Genomic DNA, 16,317 nt, shown 5'->3' on the forward strand with positions numbered 1-16,317 from the left:
AGCGGCACACGCACCAGCCACAATGGTGGTACTCGGTCCGGCGCCCGCACGGGTCGAGTGGGTGGCCGCGCCCGCTGCGCCCGGCTCACCGCACCAACAACCATGAAGCAGCCTTCATCGACCCCCCCCCGGCCTCGGCCGCGGGCGGACTCTGGCGCGTGAAATCGCAAGAAATCGTGGTCGTGGACGGGCTTTCGTGGTAATCGGTGGTAGCGGCCCCTCGGGCGCCACGGGAGGCTGATACACACATGCCCGACCCCGAGTCCGAACCCGACCCCACCGTGCCGGCGCCACCGCCCCTGGGCTGCCCGGACGACCCGACGACCCCCGCAGGGGGCTCACACCGTCCGGTGGCGTTCGGCGAGCAGTCGGTGCCGGGGTACGAGATCCTCGGGGAGATCGGCCGCGGCGGGATGGGCGTTGTCTACCGCGCCCGCCAGGCCGGGCTGAACCGCGTCGTCGCCCTCAAGATGGTCCTCGCCGGCGACCACGCCGGCCCCGGTGAGGTCGCCCGGTTCCTCGCCGAGGCCGAGGTCGTCGCGGCCGTCCGCCACCCCCACGTCGTCCAGGTGTTCGAGTACGGGGAGGCGGGGGGGCGCCCCTTCTTCGCGATGGAGTACCTGGACGGCGGCACCCTCGGCGGGGCGATCCGCGGGGCCGGCCGGCTCCCCCCGCGGGTCGCCGCGGGGATCGTCGAGAAACTGGCCCACGGGGTGCAGGCCGCCCACGACCTCGGCATCGTCCACCGCGACCTGAAACCCGGGAACGTCCTCCTCGACGCGGCGGGCGAGCCCAAGGTGGTCGACTTCGGCCTGGCCAAGCGCGGCGGCCGGGACGACCTGACCCGGACCGGGGCGGTCATGGGGACGCCGTCCTACATGGCCCCCGAGCAGGCCGCCGGGCGGGCCAAGTTCGCCGGCCCCGCGGCCGACGTGTACGCCCTCGGGGTGATCCTCTACGAGTGCCTCACCGGCCGCGTGCCGTTCCGGGACGAGGACGCGGTCCGCCTGCTCGTTCGGGTCGCCGAGGACGAGCCGCCGCCGGTGCGGGAGCACGCGCCCGAGGTCCCGGGCGACCTGGAGGCCGTCTGCCTGCGGTGCCTGCGGAAGCAACCACACGACCGGTACCCCACGGCCGGGGCGCTCGCCGCCGACCTGCGGCGCTACCTCGACGGCGAACCGGTCCTGGCCCCGTCGTCGGGGCTGCTGAGCCGGGTGGCCGGGCTGCTCGGACGGAGCCTGAAGGACACCGAATTCGCCGCGTACTCGGCCGCCATGTTCTGGTTCGCCGCCGTCGTGCTGGGGTTCGACCTGGTCATCCAGGCTGCCGTCCTGGGGCTGGTCGCCCCGTGGGTGATCAGCCCGTGTCAGGGGGCGAAGGTGGTCGGGTTCGCCGCCGTGCTCGGGTGGTTCCGCGGGTGGCGGTTCCGGCCGGCCACCGCGGCCGAGCGGCAGCTCTGGTCCGTCGGCGGCGGGTACATCGCGTGCTGCCTGGCGGCGGCCGTCAGCCTCCGCCTCGGGGTGCTCGGGTTCGAGCCGCTGGCCGAGGTGAGCGTGTACCCGCCGATCGCGATGCTGACGGCCCTGATGTTCTTCGCCCTCGGGTCGATTCTGTGGGGCGGGTGCTACGCACTCGGGGTGGCGTTCCTGGCGGCCGGGTTCGTCATGGCGGCCGCCCCGCGGTACGCGCCGCTGGTCTGCGGGGTGACGTGGGCCGCCGCCCTCGTGGTCGTCGGCCGCCGCCTCCGGCGGCTCGCGCGGCAGTCGTGACGGCGGGCGCGGCCAGCGGGACGAGGCCGCCGTCCTCCTCGACCGTGCCGTCGCCCGGTCCGCCGCGGAGGCCGACGCGAGAGGTGAAGCGCTGTTGCGCCTGGGCCGGTCCCGGCGTGCGATGGGCGGCCGCGACCCCAGGCACGAAGCTCCTCGAGCAAGCGATCGCCGCGGCCCGCACGGCCCGCCGCACGACCCGGGAGATCTATTACCGGCGGACGCTCGCGTACTTCCGCTTCGACAACCGCGTCGTCGTGGAGAGGGTGGCCGGTGAGCTCGCGGACGTATCGTGCGACGAGCCGGTACTCGACCACCTCCTGCGTCCTGGTGCCGTCCGGGCGGACGGAGTGAGCACCGGCGTGCCGGGGGAACGCGAGCAGCACCTCGTTGACCGTCAAGTCCGGCCGGCCTTCCGTCTCCGGGGTCACAGCGGAAGTTGGGTGGGGGAAGCCGTCGATGACGGCGCGGGCCGGGTGGCGGCCGCTGCCGGCCGCGCAAAGGCGCTGGAGTTCAGCGGTGCCGAGCCCGAGGAGGCCGACGGCGCCGGCCCTGGAGGGCGCCGCAGCGGCTGGGCGCGGGGTGGGAGAAGCGGGGCGACATGGCGGGCCTGCCGGGTCGCGGCGGCGGCCGCAAGCCGCGGCGCGAACTCTCGGCGGCGAGAGTCCAATGGCTGTGGTTAGGGTGAGCCGCCCGGCGAGCGCGACGCGAGGTCGGCGAAGACGGACTACCGACCTTGGCGGAAGACAAGCCGCGGCGGACGGGGAAGAGGCGAAGCAAAAACCTCAGCATAGCTACGAGACTGCCTTAACCTGCTTTAAAATGCCACTTACGGCATCGACAAGTTCCTCGCATGTACTCGTCTCCTTGCCCAAGACTTTAAAATGACCTTTCACACCACCTTCAGGGAAATACCGGTCCAAGTCGCTCGACACTCTTTGCCATAATTTTCTAGCAGCGTGCCCGGTCGCACCGATTGGGATCAGATACTTTCCGAAGTGGCTGCCGATTTCAAATTCTTCAACCACGCCGTCGGCCTCCACGACTTCGCCGGTGGATGCGTCCAGCTTGTTGCCGGACACGAAGATACAAATGCCAGCTCTCGCAATCATCTCTTTGCGGTACCTAGTCCAAAAATCCTTCAGCGCCATGCCTGCGGGTGGCTGTTCTGGGAATGGACGAAGGAATAGGCGGCTGGTGGCGTCGTAGTAGTGCTTCGCATAGAGTGCCTCCATAGCACCCACTATGACCTTACCTCCGAGGCCGATGCCTACGCCAGAAACTATATTGAGACCAGAGTCAATCAACTTCCTCGCGAGACGGCGGCAGAGGTCGTCAAGTCGTGGCTCACCAAGCGGCTCATACGTGTGAGTACTACCGGAAAAAAAGATGTCTCGCAAATGCACGCGCCGATTCAACTCCGCAAGAATTTTGGTCAGGTCAGAGTATTCGTCGACCATTATGGCGTCGATTCCGTATCGCTTGAGGTCAGCGATCCGCAACTCTAACTTCGTTCGGTCATACTCGTAACGAGCCTTGGCTGCCTGATAGCCCCTTACTTGCCGGAATTCTGTTCTGGCCGGTTTCTCTGGCCACCGCATTACGCAGTAGTGCTCTCCCTTGTCTTTGCCGCGTAGGCCTCGGATGCGGCTCAGAATATACTCAATGTTGGGATCCGTGAAGCTGAATCCAACGAACAGAAATGTCTTCCCGATCAAGTCGCCTTTAAGTTTGATAGAGAACAATTCGCGGTGCAGGTCGTAAGTCTCGTAGTCCTCCCTCGTCAAAACCGCATCCTGGGGAGAATCAACGTCGCCATGCATCTTGTAGATGGTAACGTTCCGCTCTGGGAGCGGATGCTGGAGGTTTTCCGGCGTTTTCTTCACGTCAACTCGGCGGTGAGCTTCCGTGAACGCTTGCTCGATTAGCTTGTCGTAGTTCGTGGTCCAAACTGTATCGAGTGGAAGATTTGCCAGTAACCTGTGGTTATCTGAGAGAGCCGTATCCTTCGTGAATGCTTCGACAATGAGCCTGTCCAGCTTGGCTCGGTTCATCTGTTTATTATGATGATATTGAGCAACTGCTATTAGATCGGTTTCCTGGTCAATGTTTAGGTTGAGGTCATCCGCGATCTCCTTCAGCAATCCCTTCCAGTCTACGAAGCCACTTGCCTTAGAGAGTCCTGCCCCTGCGAAAATGGCCGCATTGCCTTCATGCATCGCCTTGACGAAGTGCTTGTAAAAACTCTCTAGCTGAGTAGTAGCCATGAGCGCCTGATCAGTATTTTGCACGAATTGCGATAGCATTCTCGATCCAGGCAGCAAGATTGTCCTTGATGTAGCCGTAAGCCAGTTTGCTGTCAGAGTACGGAGGCGCGTACGCCTTGACGATGGAAGACATCTTCGTCCCGCCAACCGTGAATCCGTCGAACGGATTGGACCCTTGGTAAGCCTGATTTCCGTGCGAATCTTTTAAGTTGTGGACGAAGATGCCCAGAATGCCCTTCTTGGCATCCCACGCTGCCTTGATCTCGTATTCGATCCACTTCCGCCCTGCAGTCCCTGATCCGATCAAGACGATCGCGACGGACTTTCCGAACAGTTGATCATCGATCCACTTTTGGATCGCCTTGTCGCCACCCTTCTTTACGGCTTCCCAGTCGTTGTCACTCGCAGGCGAGTTCGCCTCAATGACGCCCATGTTCCTTACTTGAGCAGCGCGGAAATTATCGGGTTGGTAGTGAAAGCTATAAAACGCTCGCCTAGCCATCACACTCTCCAATAGCAGGATGAACTCCTCGTCCAATGCGATCGTCAGTATGTATGGTAGCAGACCGTACTCCTGGCCGCAAGATGGCGATCTCGCGGCCGGAGGTAGTGTCGCTCATCCTGGCGGACTTCACAGACGCGGCTGCGCCGTGGTTCGCCACGCTGCGGGATGTGACCGGCGCCGACCCCGTTCCGCCGGCCAACCGCGGCCGACCACTGGCGGACCTGGGGCCGCGCCCGCGGAATGGCCTGACCCATGCTATCGCCCATTCTTCAGGCTGACTTCCCGGACCTGGACGCCGACGGCCCTCGGAGGACTTGCTGGCGCCGGCGGTGGCGGCGATAATTCCCCCACAGGGGGGCCGGCGATGCCACTGCACGACTGGCGGGACGAGCGCGGGTGGGACGGCGTCCACCTCCTCTGGCTCGCGCAACTTCTCGACTGGATTCAGCCGCGGCTGCCGGCCGGGTTCCGCGCCTACGTCGGGTCGGTGCCGACCCTCACCCTCGAATCTAATAACGGCAAGCCGGACGTCACCGTCCGCGGCTGGCGCGGCCCGGCGACGGAGCCCACGAGCGCCACCGCCCTCGCCATCGCGCCGGACCACGAAACCGTCGCCGCGTTCACGCCCGACGCCCAGCGCGCCCTCCACGTCGATTGGCACGGACAGCTCATCGCGGCCGTCGAGCTGGTGTCGCCGCGGAACAAGGACCGGCTGGACTCCAAGGCCCGCTACGCCCGTCGTTACCTCAGTTACCTGCGACAGGGCGTTCACCTCATGCTGGTGGACGTGTTCAGCCAGCCGGCCGGCTTCTCGTTCGCCGACGCCATTTCGGACGACCTCGGCCTCGGGGAAGCTCCGACCCCGCCGCCGTTCGCGGTCAGCTTTCGGATCGGCGCCGCCGTCCCGAACGGAGACGTGATGGGCACGTCGGTTGCCGTCTGGCGGCGGCCGCTGGAAGCCGGCGGGCGGCTGCCGGAGTTGCCACTCGCGCTCGACGAGGACACGCAAGTCGTAATCGATCTGGAGGCGACGTACCACGAGGCGGCGCGGCGTGTGTACCTTGGCTGAGCCGTGTCACTGGCCGTAAAGTCTGGCGCGGCAACGACTCGCGCCCGTCCACGCGCCGCCGGGTCGATGTCACATATTTTTGTGTATTTGACTCAATGCGTGCCCTGACCCCCCGGGGGGGAGCCGTACACACAATGAGGATCGCCCGAACGACCCGCCGCGCTACACCGTCCGGCCCTTCAGCAGCGGGCGGCCGAGGACGGGGTCGCGGGCTGTGAACGCGCCGTCGCCGCCGCCCGCCGACAGGCACCGGGCGTACATCTCGAACTTCGCGTCCAGGTCGTCGGCGTGGTGGACGATCAGCACCTCCGGGATCGCCGGCAGCTTCGGCGAGCCCCACTCCGGCGTCTTCAGGTGCGAATAGATGACGTGCCCCAGCAGCCGCAATAGCTCGGGGTTCAGGTCCGGCACGTCGCGCGCCGCCTCGCGCACCAGCTCCACGCCGAGCAGCAGGTGGCCGAACAGCTCGCCGTCGACGCCGGGCCGCGGCACGGGCGAGGTCGGGTCGAGCTCGGCGACGCGGCCGACGTCGTGGAGGAGGGCGCCGGCGAGGACCAGGTCGCGGTTGAGCATCACGTCGGGGAACAGCTCGGCGTAGCGGTCGGCGAGCCAGAGCGCGTGCCGGGCCACGTTCCGCGTGTGGACGGCCCAGCCGCCGGCGAAGGGGTAGTAGGTCCGCGCCGAGCCGGGCAGCACCTTCAGCCGGTCGGCGTGCGCCGCGAGGATCTTTTGCACGAGCGTGCGGAGCGGTTCGTCGGCCAGCTCGGCGGCGAGGGCCGTCAGCTCGGCGAAGGGGCCGTCGGCGGGCGCCGGGTCGGCGAAGTCGGCCTCGGCGAACCCGTCGGCCCGGTCGCGGTCGGTGACGGGGCGGATCTGCTCGACCTCGACCTTCGGGCCGTACTTCTCGTCCTCGACGTACCGGCCGCGCACCTTGAAAAACATGCCCGGCTGCCAGTGCTGCTTGCACTCCTCGAAGTGCGGGCTGTCGGCCCACACGGTGACGCCGACGCTGCGGCGCGGGTCGCGGAGGCGGACGACGTAGAACGGCTTGCCGTCGCGGGTGGTGCGCGGCGTCTTCTCGGCGAGTTGGGCGAAGAAGTCGGCGTGCTGGCCGGGCTCGAGCGCGGACAGCTTGGCGAGCGGCTTGGGCATGTGGGAAGCGTACCGCGCCGGCGGGGGCCGCGGAAGCGGGAGCCGGCGGGCTTCCCGGCGTCGGGGCAACCGATACCTTGTCCACCGCCGGGTGAAGCCGCGGACGCACGCCGCCGGCGGCCCCCGCGCCACCCCGCCGTCCGGCGGCGGACCACACCCCCCGGAAGCCTCCCCATGACGCGCCTCGTCGCTCCCCTCCTCGTGCTGCTCGCCGCGGCGCCAGCGCACGCCCAGCGGCTCACCGTCGTCGGCGGCCCGGCCGACGCCGCGCAGGTGGTCGTGTCCACGCCCCTGCCGGCGACCACGTCCGTCGCCCCGAACGCCGTCACCCTCCCCGACGGCACCCACGTCCCCGCGCAGGTCGTGCCGCCCGCCCTCGCCGACAAGGGGAAGGGCTCGCGCCTCGTCTTCGTCCTGCCGCAGATGAAGGCCGGCGCGGAGGTCGCGGTGCTGCCGACGATGCTCAACTACGTCAAGGCGCCGCCGCAGTTCCAGTTCGCGCAGCAGGCCGGGCTCACGAACGTCGCCTTCGACGGCCGCTCGGTGCTGCAGTTCTTCGCCCCGCGGCACGACGAGAAGGACCACTACTACACGTTCAAGCCGTTCCACCACGTCTTCGACCCGACCGGCAAGGTGCTGCTCACCAACGGCTCGGCGAAGGACCCGAAGGACGGCACCTTCCCGCACCACCGCGGGCTGTTCTTCGCGTGGAACAAGATCAACTACGGCGACAAGAAGACGGCCGACGTGTGGCACGGCACCAACAAGGTGTTCGCCGAGGCGCGTGAGATGACGGAGATGGTCGGCGGCGAGGTGCTCGGCCGGCACCGGGCCGCGATCACCTGGAACGGCCCGGACGGCGCCGCGTTCGCCACCGAGGAGCGCGAGGTGACGGCCTACGCCACCAAGGGCGGCACCCTGATCGACTTCGCCAGCGTTGTCCGCACGGAGCTGCCGAGCGTGAAGCTCGACGGCGACCCGCAGCACGCCGGCTTCCACTTCCGGGCGAACATGGAGGTCGCGCTCAAGAACGCGAAGCAGACCTACTACCTGCGGCCGGACGGGAAGGGGGAACTCGGCGCGACGCGGAACTGGGACCCGAAGGGGAAGGACCCGAAGACGATCAACCTGCCGTGGGACGCGTGCAGCTTCGTGGTCGGCGGGAAGCGGTACACGGTGCTGCGCGTCGGCCACCCGGACAACCCCGGCGAGGCGCGCGGCAGCGAGCGCGACTACGGCCGGTTCGGCGACTACTTCGAGTACGAGATCACGCCGCAGAAGCCGCTGCGGGTGCGCTACCGGGTGTGGGCGCAGGAGGGCGAGATGACGGCGGCCGAGGCCGCCGCGATCGCCGCCGCGTTCCGGGCGCCGGTGGCGGTGAAGTGACCCGCGGCCCGTGGTAGAACGCAGTTGAGGAAAATCAACCGATGGACAAAGTAGTGATCGCGGCCGACCTCTCGGCCCGCCTGCGGCATCTCACCGGTCCTTCGTTCCTGGCCGACGAGGCCGGGAACGCTGTCGCACACGTACTCCCTCCGGAGGCTTTTCACCGGTTGACGGCCGACGCGGAGCCGTCGCCCGAGTAACGTGTCGCCGCCCGGGACGAGTACTGTCGGATTGGCGGGCTGACGACCGCGGAACCGGCCGCGCACCGGCTCGTGTGCCGCCGCACCGACCCGCCCGACCAGGGGGCCGGGCCCGGCCGGGCGGCGTCCGCCGTACGGGAGTCGGGCCGGCCGGGCTCACGGTCGGGTCGCAGCCGGTGCGGCCTCCGGCCGGCGATCCACTTCACCGACGACCCCGGGCGTGTAGCCGACTCCGCGCGCTCCCGACCCGTGGGACCCGGGGCTACCGCGGGAGCCCCGGGGCGGCCCGGAACCTCGTCACCGGGCCGCCGCCCGCCGTGTCCCACACCCACACGGTGCCGTCGAACCCGGCGGCGGCGACGCGGGCGCCGGTGCGGTCGGCGGCGACCGCGTACAGCCAGTCGGCCGGGCCGGCGTACTCGCGGACGAGCCGGGCCGAGGCCGGGTCGTGCTGCCGGACCTTCCCGTCGCCGGCGGCGGTGAACACCTGCCCGCCGGCGACGGCGAGGGCGAACACGGGGCGGGCGGCGGCGAACGGCAGGTAGCGGGTGTGGCCGGCCTTCGCGAACCGCTCCTCCATGTCGGCCGCGCTGCCGTTCTCGTCCTGCGCCTTCACCGGCTCCCACGCCCGCACCGCCGCCCCGCCGCCGGCCGAGTACGCCACGCCGGCCGGGTCGAAGCCGACCCCGTACACCTCGAACTGCCCGGTGTGCGGGCCGTACTGCCGGCGGTGGCCGTTGTACGTCGTGAACAGCTTGCCGGTCGCAGCGTCGAGCACCTTCACCGTCCGGTCCTTGCTCGCGGTGGCCACGAACCGGCCGTCCGGGCTCACCGCCGCGGCCGTTACCCAGTCGGAGTGGAACGCGGCCCGCCAGCGCTCCCGGCCGTCGGCGACCGCGAACGCCCGCGCGGTCCGGTCGGCGCCGCCGGCGACGGCCGTCTTGCCGTCGGCCGAGAAGGCGACGGCCAGCACCACGTCCTCGAACACGCCGAGCACCTTGCGGGCGGCCGGCTTCGTCGGATCGACGAGCGCCGCCTCGCCGTACTCGCCCGGCGTCCCGCCCCCGACCAGCAGCCGCGCGCCGTCGGCCGAATACGCGAGCGCCTGGACGCGGTCCGGCAGGCCGGGGAGGCGGCGGAGCAGCTTGCCGGTCGCCGGCTCCCAGACGGTCACCTCGTTCACGCCCCCGACGGCGACCTCGCGGCCGTCAGGCGAGAAGGCGAGCGCGTACACCGGGGCCGGCGCCGGGTAGCGCTCCGGGGCCGCGGGGTGCGAGCGGGGCGGGAGGTAGGAGCGGATCGCCGCGGCCGGGTCGGGGCCGTCGAACGTCGCACCGGCGGCGACCCAGCGGCGGACGGCGGCGACCTGCGCCGGGCTCAGCGGCTCGTCGTCCGGCGGCATCCGCCGCTTCGGGTCGGCGTCCGTCAGGCGAAGGAGCAACTCCGACTCGTCCGCCTTACCCGGCACGACCGGCGGCTCGCCCGACCTGCCGGCGACGGTCAGGTCAGCCCACGTCGCGAGCTTGTACCCGCCCTGCGCCTTCGGGCCGCTGTGGCAGCTGACGCACCGGGCCGCGAGCAGCGGGGCCACGTCGGCCTTGAAGCTCGGGTCGGCGGCGACCGCCGGGGAGGCGGCCGCGAGCAGCGCGAGGGCGGCGAGGCGGGTCATGGCCGGTCCGGGGTCAGTGCTGGAGCAGGAACTCGCGGGTGTTCACCACCGCCCACGCCAGGTCGCGGACGGCCTCGGCGCGGTCCCCGGGGCGCGCCAGGTAGCCGACCACCTTCGCCTTCTCGGCGGCGGTCGGGAAGCGGGCGAAGGCGGCGAGATAGAGTTCGTCGGCGAGGCGGTCGTCGGACAGCGGGGCGTAGCGCGCCGCGGCGGCGACGCGCTGGGCGACGGCGCCGCCGTTGAGCATCTGCAGCGCCTGGTCGACGGTCGGCTCGTCGGCCCGCTCGCAGGCGCACGGGCTCTCGCGCTTCGGCTGGCCGAACGCCCGCAGGAATTCGGACTGCTCGGGGAGCGCCCGCTGTGTCGCGTACTCGGTGCGGTCGACGAGGCGGCGCAGCTGATCGCGCAGCCCGCGGACGGCTCCGTCGCCGTCGGCCCGCGCCGCGACCAGCGCGGCCGTCTGCTCCGGCGTCCGCGGCCCCGGGCGGGCGAGCAGCTCCACCGCCTCGGCCGACAGCCCGGCGGGGGGCGGCGCCTTGCCGCCCGGCGGGGTGATGGTCAGCTTCAGCGGCATCGCCCCGGCCGGCTTGGCGACCTTCAGCACCAACCGGTGCTCGCCGGCGTCGAGCGCCAGCGGCACCTTCCACGTCGGCCCGGCCGCGAGCGCCTTGTCGCGGGTGCTGTCGAACGCGAGCGTCCCGTCGGCCCACAGGGTGAACTCGAACCGCCTCCGGTCGAGTACGACCTCGGCCGTGCCGGCGGCGCGGGTGAAGACCGTGCGCGTGAGGTAGAACGTGCCGGCGCCCTTCCCGAAGTCGAACGCCCTGGCGTCGGCGTGGTCGGCCCGCTTGGTCCAGCGCGTGCCGGCGAACGGGTCGGCCGGGTCCACGGCCGCACCCGCGGCGAGCGGCCCGGCGCTGTGCCATACCCCGGCCCACCACGGCAGCGCGGCCACCTTCGTCCGCGCGCCGGCCTCCCACTTCGGCAGGTCCGCCTTGAGCCGGTCGATCGCCGCCGCGAGTTCGCCCTCACGCTTCGCCAACTCGGCGGGGATGTCGCCCGCGGGTCGGAGCGCGCCGGTCACTTGCCCGACCGCGTCTTGCAGCTGCTCGGCAGTAAGGCGGCGGACGCGGGCGTGCGAGAAAAGCACGTCGTCGGCGGCGTTGAGCGGGACCGTCGCCGCGGCGCGCTGGTACGTGTGGCTGTTGCACACGAGGCGGATGACATGCTTGCGGTCGAAGCCGGACTTCACGAACGCCGCCGCCAGCCCGTCGAGCAACTCCGGGTTCGCCGGCGGGTTCGACGAGCGGAAGTCGTCCACCGGGTGAACGATCCCGCGGCCGAGGAGCGCGGCCCAGATGCGGTTCACCTCGACGCGCGCGAAGAACGGGTTGCCGGGCGCGGTGAGCCAGCGGGCGAACGCGGCGCGGCGGTCGGCCGCGGGGTCGTCGCCGGCCGCGCCCGCGAACGGCGCCAGCACCTTCCCGCTGGTCGGGTGCGACACCTCGCCGGCCCCCGCCAGCACGACCGCGTCGCCGTCCTTCTTGACCCGCGAGAACACCGCCGAGATGCGGTAGTAGTCGTCCTGCGTCCAGTTCTCGAACGGGTGGTTGTGGCACTTCGCGCAGTTGATCCGCGAGCCCATGAACAGCTGCGCCGTGGTCTCGGTCAGGTCCTCCGGCGTCGGCACGGCGAGGAAGTAGTTCGCGGCCGGCACGTCGGCCCCGCTCCCGGTCGCGGTCAGGATCGCGGTCGCCACCTCGTTGAACGGCGTGTTCTTCCGGTAGCCGTCGGCCAGGAACGCGGCGAACCGCTCGGCCCGGCCGTCGGGCAGCCCCTTCGCGGTCACCCGCATCAGGTCCGCCGAGCGCTGCGCCCAGTAGCGCGGGAACTCCTCGGACGCCAGCAGCGCGTCGATCACCTTCGCCCGTTTGTCCGGCGCCGGGTCGGCGAGGAACACGCGGGCCGCGGCGGCAGTGGGCAGCAGTCCGGACAGGTCGAGGTGGACGCGGCGGAGGAAGGTGGCGTCGTCGCACACGTCCGACGGCGACACCTGGAGCTGCCGCAGCTTGCCGTACACGAGTTCGTCCACGAGGTTCGCGACGGGCGGGTCGGGCCAGCGGAAGCCGGGTACGGCCTCGACCACGGTGACGTGAACGGACTCCATGTGATTCAGGTAGCGGACCGACACCGCCCCCTGGCCGCGCTTGCCCCCGGTGACGCGACCGCGGGCGTCGGCGGCGGCCACGTCCGGGTGCGAGGCGTCGTAGGTGGCGAGGGCGGTCACGTCGCGGACGGCGCCGTCAGCGAATGTGGCGCGGACGCTCAGCTGCTGCGTCAGGTGCGGGGCGGTGAGGACGCGGGCCGGGCCGGGGAAGACGGCGATGCCGGTACACGCCGGCGCCGCCTCGTCGTCGGTCTTCGCCCCCTCGGCGATCCACGTCCGCAGCACCGCGTAGGCGGCGTCGGCCGGCGTGAGGCGCTTCCCGCCGACGTGCGGCAGGCGCATCAGCGGCTTCTTGAGCAGCAGGCTGTCGCCGGGGCGGAACGGGTCGAGCCGCCGTCCGAGCCCGCCGCGGACGAGGCTCTCGGCGTCGATCGCCGGGTCGTACCCGAACAGCGACAGGGCGAACCCGCCCTTCCCCTGCGGCGACCCGTGGCACGACCCGCTGCTGCACCCCTGCCGGGTGAGCGCCGCCAGCACCTCGGTGCGGAACCGGACCGGGTCCGGCGCGTCCTGGTTCGTCACCGTGACCGGCACCCGGATCGTGCGCCCGGCGGCGGTCACGACGAGGTCGGCGGCGCCGTTCCGCTTCGGCCGCACCACCGCGTCGCGCACCTCGACCACGTCGGCGGCGGGTGCGAATTCCGCCTCCGCGGTCAGGTCGCGGGTGCGGCCGTCGGCGGTGAAGCCGGTGACGACGAGCTGGACCGTCGCGCGCCTCGACGCGAGCGCCACGGCCGGCGGGTGGACCTCGACCCGCACCGGGGCGTCGGCCGGCTGGGCGGGGGCGAGCAGCAGCACGAGCGGGAGCATGTGGCGTCCGTCGGGTCAGAACAGTTCGGGGATCGGCTCGCCGGCGTGCCCGGGGTAGGTCGGCCGGCCGCCTGGCGTGTACAGCGGCTGCGACCGGTCGATGCCGAGCTTTTCGTACACCGTCGCGGCGTAGTCCTCGACCGGGTGCGCCCGCGGGGTGACGACGTACCCGCCCTCGCGGTCGGTCTCGCCGATCACCCGCCCGCCCGGCACCCCGGCCCCGGCGAACGCGAAACTGAAGGCGTGCGTCCAGTGGTCGCGGCCCTTGCGGTCGTTGATCCGGGGCGTGCGGCCGAACTCGGTGACGAAGCAGACGAGCGTCTCGGCCAGTAGCCCGCGGTCGTGCATGTCGGCGAGGAGCGCGGCGAAGGCCCGGTCGGTGCTCCCCATCATCGGCCACGTCTGAATGCCCCACCGCCCGGCCCCGGCGCCGCCGCCGCGGATGCTCGTGTCCTTCTCCGAGTAGATGTGGTCGTGGTGGTCCCAGTTCATGTTCCCGCCGCCGGGGTACGCCGCGCTCGGCGGCTCGCGGCAGTCGATGGTGACGAACCGCACGCCGCTCTCGATCAGCTTCCGGCCGAGGAGGTAGCACTGCCCGCGGTGGCCGAGGCCGTACGCCTCGCGGACCCGCAGCGGCTCGGCGGCGAGGTCGAAGGCGCGCCGGGTGTTCGGGTTGGTGAGCATGTCCCCGGCCTGGTCGCGGAGGCCGGCGATCGTCTTGGCGTCCCGGGCGTCGGCCGCGCCGGGGATGCCCACGTCGAGGCTGCCGAGGAGGTCGGTGCGGTCCTTGAACCGGCCGGGGGCCACGCCGGCGAGCGACAGGTTCGGCACCGCCCACCCCGGCTCGTGCGGCCGGCCGCCGGTCTTGAACACCTGGTGCGCCGCGGCGAGGAACCCGACCCGGGTGTTGTCCTGCTGCTCGCTCGTGCCGGGCACCATGACGTACGGCGGGAGGTGCCGGGCGGCCGTGCCGAGCCGCCGCGACACGACCGAGCCGATGTCCGGCATCTCCTCCGCCCCGCCCGGCGGCTCGCCGCTGAACACGTACTGCGACCCCTTCGGGTGGCTGTTCCCGATCCCCGGCTTCGGCTGGGTCATGCAGCGGACGACGGCGAGCTTGTCGGCGTGGGCGGCGGTGCGGGTGAGGAGCTCGGTGAACCGCACGCCGGGGACGTTCGTGTTGATGGCGCGGAACGGCGAGCGGTGCTCGGCCGGGGCGTCGGGCTTCGGGTCGAACGTGTCCACGTGTGACACCCCGCCCTGCTCGAACAGGACGAGCACGCTCGTCGCCCGCGGCCGCCGCCCGGGCGCCGCGAGGCCGCGCAGCGCCGGGAGTGACGACAGGCCGACGGCCCCGAGCGCGAGGAAGCTCCGGCGGGACGCGCGGCGGGGGGCGGGCGGCGGCATGGCGGGTGGTCCCGGGCGGAGGCGGCGGACGGGCGGTGGCGGGCGGGAGGTGGTGCTATTATGCCAGCGCGGCGGCGTCCCGGATACCGGCCGCGCGCGGGATTGACGCCCCGCGTGCCGGCGCCCCGGCGTGCGGTCCGAGGGGGTCCCGGAACGCGAGGGGAAGAACCCGCCGCAAGACCCCACGACGCCGGCTCGCGCCTCGTGGCCCGGCCGCGCCGGCCTGACGCGGGTCGGGCGGGCGTCGAGGCCGTGAACCCGATCCGGCGGCGTGTCGGGGTCGACGCCGGGCTCGTGGCGGGGCGGCGCGGTCGGCCCGAACACCCGCACCGTGCTCCCGTTCGCGGTGTCGTTGAACTCGTCGGCGGCCCCGACCGTCACGCCCGGCTTCATCCCAGCAGGCAGTCGCCATCACCGGGTTGCGGCCGCGGCGTGGCGGCCGGCCGGCGGCGGTCCACTGGCCGTACGGCCGGCCCGTCTCCCGCGGCGGCCACACCGGCTCGCGCGTTGGGCCCCGACACCGCCAGTCGCACCCCTGCCTTCACCAGCAGGTCGTGCCACCTCCGCCGGCCGTCGAGGCATTACGACCCGGCCTCGTGCTCGCTCGTCCATCAAACCGGTAGCAGCCCGTTGGGAGCCGCGGGCATTGCTGCTCTGATCCCCTACCTGGGAGCGCCTGAACGAGTCACCGCGACGAATTCAGCCGGAGTGCGGCGCGGGCAACTGCGCGGTCTAGGGCAATTAGTAAGAATGGGCGGACTTTTACTGGTAGTACGGCTTTACCCACTAAGCAGTTGGCCCCGATTGCGTACCATGTTTCATGATCCGCGTTCACCTCACCGTTGCGACGCAGTCCGAGTTGCAGGCTCTCCGGCGGGACCCCCTCCCGCCCCGGGTACGGGATCGGCTGGAGATGGTCCTGCTGTCCGACGCCGGGTGGTCCCCGCCCCGGATCGCCCGGCACCTCGGGTGTGACCCGCAGACCGCCCGGGCCGTGATCCACGGGTTCAACGCCCGGGGGGTGCCGGCCCTCTACCCCGGCAAGCCCGGGCCGGCCCCCAACTACGCCCGCCGGGATCAGGTGGCCGCCCGGCTGACCGACCTGCTCGGCCAGGACCGGACGTGGACGGCGGCCCAACTGGCCGACGCCCTCCGCCCCAACGGGATCCGGCTCCGTGCCCGTCAGGTCCGTCGGTACCTCGCCCGACTGCGGGCCGGGTACCGGCGGACGGCCTCGACCCTGGAGCACAAGCAGAACCGGCCCAAGGTCGCCCGGGCGGCGGCCGTCCTGGGCGGCCTGCAACGGAAGGCCCGGGAGGGCCGGCTGGTCCTGGACTATCTCGACCAGTGCGGGTTCGCCCCGTCGCTGCCCGGTGGGTACTCGTGGTGCCTGCCGGGCCAGCGGAAGCGGGTCCGGTACGAGTACCCCCAAGGTCGGCGGGTCAACGTCCTGGCCACCTACGAGCCGCTCGGCCCGGCCCCCCGCTTGGATGCCGTGCCGTTCGAGCGGACGCTCACGTCGGACGACCTCGTGGCCTACCTGCGGGGGAGGCCCGCGGTCGGGCGACCCCGGGTGGTGGTTCTGGACAACGCCCCGATCCACACCAGCAAGGTGGTCAAGGCCGCCCGGCCCGAGCTGGCGAAGTCGGGGGTCTACCTGTACTACCTGCCGGCGTACAGCCCCGAGTTGAACCGGATCGAGGCCGTGTTCAAGCAGGTCAAGCACCACGAGATCCCGACCCGCAGTTACGCCACCCGGTCCGATCTGCGGGCGGCCGTCGAGCAGGGCTTCAACTCATATGCCCAAAAGCTCCGCCCAGAACCTGGGAAACAACTACGGCCGGCTGCTTAGAGGCGCG

The 16,317-nt window shown here is 71.2% G+C and carries 10 protein-coding genes; 4 read left to right on the forward strand and 6 right to left on the reverse strand.

Annotated elements, in window-relative coordinates:
* The first annotated feature begins 248 nt into the window (after positions 1-248).
* Complete coding sequence (locus ETAA1_RS27150) at positions 249-1,769, forward strand: serine/threonine-protein kinase (RefSeq protein ID WP_145243772.1); 1,521 nt, start codon at positions 249-251, stop codon at positions 1,767-1,769.
* A gap of 791 nt (positions 1,770-2,560) precedes the next feature.
* On the opposite strand, the gene ETAA1_RS27155 is transcribed toward ETAA1_RS27150, so the two are convergent.
* The gene (locus tag ETAA1_RS27155; protein ID WP_202920441.1) at positions 2,561-4,033 is read right to left on the reverse strand and encodes an SIR2 family protein; all 1,473 of its coding nucleotides are present in this window, start codon (positions 4,031-4,033) and stop codon (positions 2,561-2,563) included.
* A gap of 10 nt (positions 4,034-4,043) precedes the next feature.
* Positions 4,044-4,535 carry a TIR domain-containing protein gene (locus tag ETAA1_RS27160; protein WP_145244786.1) on the reverse strand — a complete coding sequence of 164 codons (492 nt, stop codon included), beginning with the start codon at positions 4,533-4,535 and terminating at the stop codon, positions 4,044-4,046.
* A gap of 367 nt (positions 4,536-4,902) precedes the next feature.
* Here ETAA1_RS27160 and ETAA1_RS27165 point away from each other — a divergent pair, with 367 nt between their 5' ends.
* A complete protein-coding gene (locus ETAA1_RS27165) occupies positions 4,903-5,607 on the forward strand; it encodes a DUF4058 family protein (protein WP_202920443.1) in 705 nt (234 codons plus the stop codon).
* 162 nt (positions 5,608-5,769) lie between these two features.
* On the opposite strand, the gene ETAA1_RS27170 is transcribed toward ETAA1_RS27165, so the two are convergent.
* The gene (locus tag ETAA1_RS27170) at positions 5,770-6,759 is read right to left on the reverse strand and encodes a 3'-5' exoribonuclease YhaM family protein (RefSeq protein ID WP_145243775.1); all 990 of its coding nucleotides are present in this window, start codon (positions 6,757-6,759) and stop codon (positions 5,770-5,772) included.
* A 174-nt stretch (positions 6,760-6,933) separates the two neighbouring features.
* On the opposite strand from ETAA1_RS27170, the gene ETAA1_RS27175 reads away from it, so the two are divergent.
* Positions 6,934-8,145, forward strand: coding sequence for a DUF6807 family protein (locus ETAA1_RS27175; RefSeq protein ID WP_145243776.1), 1,212 nt, complete (start codon positions 6,934-6,936; stop codon positions 8,143-8,145).
* A gap of 462 nt (positions 8,146-8,607) precedes the next feature.
* On the opposite strand, the gene ETAA1_RS27180 is transcribed toward ETAA1_RS27175, so the two are convergent.
* Genes ETAA1_RS27180 through ETAA1_RS27190 form a run of 3 tightly spaced genes read right to left on the reverse strand, consistent with a single transcriptional unit; the run spans position 8,608 to position 14,458 of the window.
* Positions 8,608-10,014 carry a WD40 repeat domain-containing protein gene (locus tag ETAA1_RS27180; protein ID WP_145243777.1) on the reverse strand — a complete coding sequence of 469 codons (1,407 nt, stop codon included), beginning with the start codon at positions 10,012-10,014 and terminating at the stop codon, positions 8,608-8,610.
* Positions 10,015-10,027: 13 nt separating this feature from the next.
* Entirely contained in the window at positions 10,028-13,051 is a 3,024-nt protein-coding gene (locus ETAA1_RS27185) for a DUF1553 domain-containing protein (protein ID WP_145243778.1), read from the reverse strand.
* A 15-nt stretch (positions 13,052-13,066) separates the two neighbouring features.
* Entirely contained in the window at positions 13,067-14,458 is a 1,392-nt protein-coding gene (locus tag ETAA1_RS27190; RefSeq protein WP_145243779.1) for a DUF1501 domain-containing protein, read from the reverse strand.
* Positions 14,459-15,278: 820 nt separating this feature from the next.
* Here ETAA1_RS27190 and ETAA1_RS27195 point away from each other — a divergent pair.
* Complete coding sequence (locus ETAA1_RS27195; protein WP_145235399.1) at positions 15,279-16,310, forward strand: IS630 family transposase; 1,032 nt, start codon at positions 15,279-15,281, stop codon at positions 16,308-16,310.
* Positions 16,311-16,317 lie beyond the last annotated feature (7 nt).

Source organism: Urbifossiella limnaea, from assembly GCF_007747215.1.
In the GTDB taxonomy this organism is placed as follows: domain Bacteria; phylum Planctomycetota; class Planctomycetia; order Gemmatales; family Gemmataceae; genus Urbifossiella; species Urbifossiella limnaea.

Coding starts and splice junctions, on each gene's coding strand:
- ETAA1_RS27150 (WP_145243772.1), top strand. CDS start 249: ATGCCCGACCCCGAGTCCGAACCCGACCCCACCGTGCCGGCGCCACCG.
- ETAA1_RS27155 (WP_202920441.1), bottom strand. CDS start 4,033: ATGGCTACTACTCAGCTAGAGAGTTTTTACAAGCACTTCGTCAAGGCG.
- ETAA1_RS27160 (WP_145244786.1), bottom strand. CDS start 4,535: ATGGCTAGGCGAGCGTTTTATAGCTTTCACTACCAACCCGATAATTTC.
- ETAA1_RS27165 (WP_202920443.1), top strand. CDS start 4,903: ATGCCACTGCACGACTGGCGGGACGAGCGCGGGTGGGACGGCGTCCAC.
- ETAA1_RS27170 (WP_145243775.1), bottom strand. CDS start 6,759: ATGCCCAAGCCGCTCGCCAAGCTGTCCGCGCTCGAGCCCGGCCAGCAC.
- ETAA1_RS27175 (WP_145243776.1), top strand. CDS start 6,934: ATGACGCGCCTCGTCGCTCCCCTCCTCGTGCTGCTCGCCGCGGCGCCA.
- ETAA1_RS27180 (WP_145243777.1), bottom strand. CDS start 10,014: ATGACCCGCCTCGCCGCCCTCGCGCTGCTCGCGGCCGCCTCCCCGGCG.
- ETAA1_RS27185 (WP_145243778.1), bottom strand. CDS start 13,051: ATGCTCCCGCTCGTGCTGCTGCTCGCCCCCGCCCAGCCGGCCGACGCC.
- ETAA1_RS27190 (WP_145243779.1), bottom strand. CDS start 14,458: ATGCCGCCGCCCGCCCCCCGCCGCGCGTCCCGCCGGAGCTTCCTCGCG.
- ETAA1_RS27195 (WP_145235399.1), top strand. CDS start 15,279: ATGATCCGCGTTCACCTCACCGTTGCGACGCAGTCCGAGTTGCAGGCT.